Consider the following 6,183-nt stretch of genomic DNA (forward strand, 5'->3'; position numbering starts at 1 on the left):
GGCAATTCGGTGAAACACAACTCCTCAAACATTGACGAATTCCTGCATCTGCTTCGAGCCCTGGTCCGAGAACCTTCGGTCGTGGGCGTCGAGGATGCCTTTTTTCGTGTCCTGCGACGGGAGTTGGAAGAGTATCCGGTCAGGGTGGAACGCTACCACGGTTTGTTGGTCGCTCAAGGGGCCGAACCGGACAGCATTTATCTTTCCGCCCACGTCGACCGGCACGGATTACTGTGCACCGGGCCGAACGAATTTCAGTACGCGGCGTTCATCGCGGGCAATCGCGGTGAGTTGACCGGCGATTCGGTGTCCGAGCAGTTCATGGAATTGGTCGCCGGGCGTTTCGACGGCCAGCGCGTTCAAGCCCACACGCCCTATGCCGGTTCCTATTGCGGCCAGGGCCAGATCACGCGTTCGTATGTCTGCCCGCGACGCAGAAACCTGATCTTCGAACTCGACGGATTGGAATTCCTGCAACCCGGTTTCCCCGTATCGTTCCTGGATCGATTGCGTGTCGATCAGAATCTGGTTTCGGCACAACTGGACAATGTGGTCTGCGTCGCGATGTTGATCGAATTGATTCGGTGCGGGTTTCAGGGGACGGCGTTGTTTACCGCGGGCGAAGAGGCCGGCCGCAGCTGGCGATTTGCCGTCGAATGGTTTCAACGACATGACATCCAAACGGACCGATTGGTCGTTTTGGACACGAGCCCCTTTTCAACCTTGGACGAAGTCGCCAAGCAAGAGGTGGTGTTGCGAAACCGAGACTCGATGGCGACCTTTGACGAACCGTTGACCGATCAATTGCTCGGTCTGTGCGAGCGTTTGAAGATCCGTCATCGCTTCAAAGATCGTTATGTCGAATTGTTGAACCTGGATCGCGAAAAACCGCTCTCGATCGGTCGCACCGAACTGGGGCGCATCATCACGGCGACCGACGGCATCGTCCGCGGCACGACGCTTCAATTACCCACCACGTCCTACCACACGGCGTCGGAGACCGCCGAAGCGACCAGCATCGCGGCGATGCTGCGGTTGCTGCGGAACCTGTGCGGATTGCCGGATCCCTGGTAGATGCCCGCATCAACCGCGGGACGTCTCGCCTATGATGTAGCTACGCTCACCAGAGCGTGGAAAACGCACCAATTCACGTGGCCGAGGCAGCGACATCAATCCGGCGTTTCGCTTTCGGATGCCAACGTCCTCCGTCGAGCCGGTAGCCTGTACAACGAATGCGTGGCCCAATCTCACCGTTTCGGCGAAACCTCACCCGGCCGACGGCGTTTCATGGTTACGTCATCCTCTCATCCGATCATCTTGCGAAATCGCACTTACGCACCCAAGGGAACCAGTCATGAACCGAAACCACACGATTTTGGGCCGGCGGGAAGTTCTTCACAGTACCTTGGCCCTCGGCGCCACCGCGCTGGCCACGCCCGGCGTGTTCGCGGAGTTGCTTCAAACGCCGCCCCAAACCGAAGGCCCGTTCTATCCCAACCAGATGCCGCTGGACACCGACAACGACTTGTTGGTGATCAACGATTCGATCACGCCGGCTGTGGGGGAGATCACCCACCTGTCCGGGCGCATCTTGGATCGCAAGGGCAATCCCGTTCGCAATGCCTTTGTCGAAATCTGGCAGGTCGATAACCACGCCGTCTACCTTCACACCGACGACAAAACCAATCGGGCCAGCCAAGACACGAACTTCCAGGGGTACGGCCGGTTCTTGACCGATTCCAAAGGCCACTACTACTTTCGCACGATCAAACCCGTTCCCTATCCGGGCCGCACCCCCCACATCCACTTTGCGATCAGCCAGGGTGGCAAGCGAACGTTGACCACGCAACTCTATGTCAAAGGGCATCCCGGAAATGCCCGCGACCGGTTGCTGCAAGGCATCGACGCCAAAGCTCGCGAAACCGTCCTGCGTGATTTCGCTCCGCTGAAAAATTCATCGATCGGCGAATTGGCGGTCGACTTTGACATCGTCCTGGGGGGCACCGCCAGCGAAGGAGAGGACGGCAAGATGCACGGCATCGGCCAATCGCAGTGGCGGCGGCGTCAGACTCGGCGAAATGATCGCTGAATTGGACGATCGCAGCGGAAGGGATTTTGGGGCGACGTGCTACAACCATGTTTCCCATTGGGTAAACTGTTTCGGATGCCCAAGATCACGCTTGTTCGCGACATCCCTTCCCCAAGTGCCAGAATGAAACGCTTACCGTCCCCATTGTTCGTCATCCTGTGGTTGCTCGTCGCCCCGTTGGGATTCACCGATTCGGCCGCGGCGGAAAAACCGAACGTGATCGTGATCATGGCGGACGACCTGGGTTATGGCGATCTGTCCTGCTACGGCGCGACGTCGCTGCAGACGCCGAACATCGACCGGCTTAGCAACGAAGGCGTGCGGTTCACCAACGGCTACTGCTCGGCGTCGACCTGCACCCCGACGCGTTACTCCTTGTTGACGGGGACCTACGCGTTTCGGGGCGAACGGACGGGCATCGCGCCGCCCAACGCACCGGCGATCATCAAGCCCGGGACCGACACCGTCGCCTCGTTACTGCAGCGGGCCGGATACACCACCGCGGTGATCGGAAAATGGCACCTCGGACTCGGTGGCGAAGACGGACCGGATTGGAACGGGGACTTGAAACCGGGCCCGCTGGAAATCGGGTTTGACACCTGTTTCTTGTTGCCGACCACCAACGATCGCGTCCCCCAGGTATACGTGCATGATCACCGCGTCCCAAACCTCGACCCGGCCGACCCGCTGTGGGTGGGAAACAAAAAGCCCAGTCCGAATCATCCGACCGGATTGACCCACCGCGACACACTGAAGATGGACTGGTCGCACGGGCACAACTCCACGATTCATAACGGCATCAGCCGCATCGGTTTTTATACCGGCGGACACGCGGCGCGATTCCGCGACGAAGATTTGGCCGACAAATGGGTCGAAAAGTCGGTCGAATTCATCGAAAAACATCAACGCGAACCGTTCTTTTTGTTCTTCTCGTCCCACGACATTCACGTGCCCCGAATGCCGCACGAACGTTTTCAAGGCAAGACGTCGTTGGGATTCCGTGGCGACGCGATCGTCGAACTCGACTGGTGTGTCGGCGAACTGATGAAAACGCTGGACCGGTTGAATCTGGCCGAAAACACGCTGGTCGTTTTCTGTAGTGACAACGGGCCGGTGCTCGACGACGGTTACAAAGACGACGCGATCGAAAAAATCGGTGACCATCGCGCCGCCGGGCAATACTCTGGCGGAAAATACAGCGTTTACGAAGGCGGCACGCGAACCCCGTTCATCACGCGTTGGAAAGGCCGCATCAAACCGGGCGTCAGCGACGAAGTGGTCTGCACGATTGACCTGGCAGCCAGTCTGGCGGCCCTGACCGAGCAATCACTTCCGCAAGATTTCTTCCTGGACAGTTTCAACGTCATCGACGCCCTGCTGGGCAACGACCGGGCGAAAGGCCGCGACCACTTGGTCCAACAAGACAACGGTGCCAACGGGACCTATGGATTGCGGTCGGGCAAGTGGAAACTTCATCGCTACGGCAAAAAGACGGCCCGCAATGTGGTCGTCGAAACCCAACTCGCCAACACCCCGGTGCCTCCGTTTCAACTGTTCAACTTGGACCAGGATCCGGCGGAAAAGACCAACGTGATCGACGATCACCCCGAGGTCGCGTCGGAGCTGAAGCAGCAGCTTGACGACATCATCCGGCAAGGCCGCAGCCGACCCGCGTCGTTGTGAACCGGTAACAGGGCCGTGGGACGCGAGGCCAACCTCTGGTATCCTTAAAGCGATGTGATCACGACGATTCACATCGCTTGCCCATGCCCAAACCCACTCGGGGACGACCTTCCATGATGCTTCGATTCCTTGGCCTGATCAGCTTGTTTGTCGCCGTCACGTCGGCCCATGCTCACCCGAATCATGTTCACGATCTCGCCGGTACTCTGGAAACCGGCTTGGCACACCCGCTGACCGGGCTCGACCACTTGTTGGCGATGGTGCTGGTGGGACTGCTGGCGACGCAATCCGACGGCCGCCCCCGCTGGAGGCTGCCGGCGCTGTTTTGCGGATCGATGGGGGGCGCGATGATCGCCGGCCAGGCCTTCGGTTCGTTTGCAAGCCTGGACATCGCATTGGCGACCACACTGGTCGTGCTGGGCATCGGTTTGATCCGGCAGAACCACCCCGTCGGACTTGCCGCCATCGTCGCGATTTGCGGCGGATTCCACGGATTGGCCCACGCCGCCGGATCGACGCCGGCCGCGCTCTCCGCACAACACCTGATCGGGATTCTTCTCGGAACCGCAGGACTTCATCTGGTCGGAATGACGCTCGGCATCGCGTTGAATCAAACCCGCCATCGCACGACCTTGGCCGCTGTGTCGGGGACGCTGGCCTGTGGCGTGGGCGTCGCCTTGTTGATCGGCTGATGCATCGTGTCGCAGCCGGAAAACGATGAAGAGACACGCTGTGCGGCGTACCTGAAAGCGGTCGGCGATCCGCACCGCATCCGCATCGTTCGCGCGTTGCAACACGGTGCGTTGAGTGTCTCGGATCTCGCCGAACTGCTCGACCAAGAAATCGGTGTGGTTTCGCATCATCTGCGGGTGCTCTATCACGCCGACATCGTCCAGACGCGGCGCGAAGGCAAGTACATCTATTACTCGCTGAATGACCAGTTTCTCGCCGCCGGCAGGCGTCGGCAAAACCGTGTGCTCGATTTTGGGTGTTGCCGACTGGACGTGGGCGAAACGTCAACCGATTAATCTGCCGCCGCAGCTTGACCGACATTCTGACGTTCATCAGAATGTCGTATTGAAAGCGTTGGCCGGCATCGGCGGGCCTTGCTGATTCCACCTTCACGCTGTGAGTTGCATCGATGACGTCACCCATTCGGTTTATCATGATCGGCGGATTCCTGGGCGCCGGAAAGACGACTCTGATATCCAGCCTGGCGCGGCATTACCAAGGCGAAGGAAAACACGTCTGTGTCGTGACGAACGATCAGGCGGCGGGTTTGGTGGACACCGAATTGCTGCGCAGCCAGGGGTTGTCGGTCAACGAGGTCGCCGGGTCCTGCTTCTGCTGTAACTTCCATGGATTGACCGACGCGATGGAATCGTTTGAGACGCACCAGCGTCCAGACATCATCCTGGCCGAACCGGTCGGCAGCTGTACCGATCTGATCGCGACGATCGCCATGCCGATGATGGAACAACTCGCTGAGAAGTTTGTCCACAGCCCGTATGCCGTGATCTTAAAACCGAGCCACGGGTTGAAGATTTTGACCGGTGGTGATGGACGCGGGTTTTCCGAGAAAGCGGAGTATATCTTCCGTAAGCAGCTGGAAGAATCCGAACTGATCCTGATCAATCGGATCGATGAATTGACCGAGCAACAGCAAACGCAGTTGCGTCAGTGCGTCGAAGACCAATATCCCGGACGCCCCGTCATTTTTCTCTCCGCCAAGACCGGAGAGAACCTGGATGCCGTCGTTGAATCGCTGGCCGGTGAAGCGGCGGCGCGTGACCAGTTGATGGACGTGGACTACGATGTCTATGCCGAAGGAGAAGCCGAACTGGGTTGGCTGAACGCCACCGTCACGCTGACTGCTGAAGATCCGCTTCCGATTGACAGTGTGGTTTTGCGGGTTATCGATTTGATTCGGGCCCGATTGGAGGCATTGGACGCCGAGCCGGCACATTTGAAGGTTTACGGCTCGTCCGGCGATGCCGTCGGCGTGGCCAATTTGGTCAGCAGCGACACGCCGACCGTGCTGTCGGTCGCTTCCCAATCCGAAGGCCAAACTTTGACGCTGATCATCAACGCACGCGTCAGTCTTGGGCCCGACGCGTTGCAAGAAACCGTTGCCGGTGCGGTCGATGCATTGGCCGTTGAATTCGTCGGGCGAACCGAAGTGAAGTCCATCGAAAGTTTCCGCCCCGGTCGTCCCGTCCCCACCTACCGCGCCGGCACCGTGTAGAACCGTTGTCGTCAACTGTTCCACTGACCGCCACGCGGGCAGCGTCAATCCATCCTCTCAGCCAGAGCGGCTGAGGGGGAACAATTGAGGACAATGGTTCCTACACTCCGCCGAGGCAAACCATCCTCTCGGCCAGTGTAGAACCGTTGTCCCCAACTGTTCCACT

Annotated in this window: 6 protein-coding genes; all 6 read left to right on the forward strand. The window is 59.2% G+C overall.

Annotated features, from left to right (window positions below; all coding sequences use genetic code 11):
• Window positions 1-9: 9 nt before the first annotated feature.
• The 6 genes from H1B37_RS28815 (at window position 10) to H1B37_RS28840 (ending at window position 6,017) form a co-directional block, all read left to right on the forward strand.
• Entirely contained in the window at window positions 10-1,074 is a 1,065-nt protein-coding gene (locus tag H1B37_RS28815; RefSeq protein ID WP_182870746.1) for a peptidase M42, read from the forward strand.
• 280 nt (window positions 1,075-1,354) lie between these two features.
• Window positions 1,355-2,089, forward strand: coding sequence for a dioxygenase family protein (locus tag H1B37_RS28820; RefSeq protein ID WP_182870747.1), 735 nt, complete (start codon window positions 1,355-1,357; stop codon window positions 2,087-2,089).
• Window positions 2,090-2,212: 123 nt separating this feature from the next.
• Window positions 2,213-3,772, forward strand: coding sequence for a sulfatase family protein (locus tag H1B37_RS28825; protein WP_182870748.1), 1,560 nt, complete (start codon window positions 2,213-2,215; stop codon window positions 3,770-3,772).
• Window positions 3,773-3,885: 113 nt separating this feature from the next.
• On the forward strand, window positions 3,886-4,464 hold the full coding sequence (locus H1B37_RS28830) for a HupE/UreJ family protein (protein WP_182870749.1): 579 nt from the start codon (window positions 3,886-3,888) through the stop codon (window positions 4,462-4,464).
• A 6-nt stretch (window positions 4,465-4,470) separates the two neighbouring features.
• On the forward strand, window positions 4,471-4,800 hold the full coding sequence (locus H1B37_RS28835; protein ID WP_353620949.1) for an ArsR/SmtB family transcription factor: 330 nt from the start codon (window positions 4,471-4,473) through the stop codon (window positions 4,798-4,800).
• A gap of 113 nt (window positions 4,801-4,913) precedes the next feature.
• Window positions 4,914-6,017: a GTP-binding protein gene (locus H1B37_RS28840; RefSeq protein WP_286178316.1), complete on the forward strand. Its 1,104-nt coding sequence runs from the start codon at window positions 4,914-4,916 to the stop codon at window positions 6,015-6,017.
• Window positions 6,018-6,183: the final 166 nt, after the last annotated feature.

Origin of the sequence: Stieleria mannarensis (assembly GCF_014154935.1) — a bacterium.
Lineage (GTDB): Bacteria > Planctomycetota > Planctomycetia > Pirellulales > Pirellulaceae > Stieleria > Stieleria mannarensis.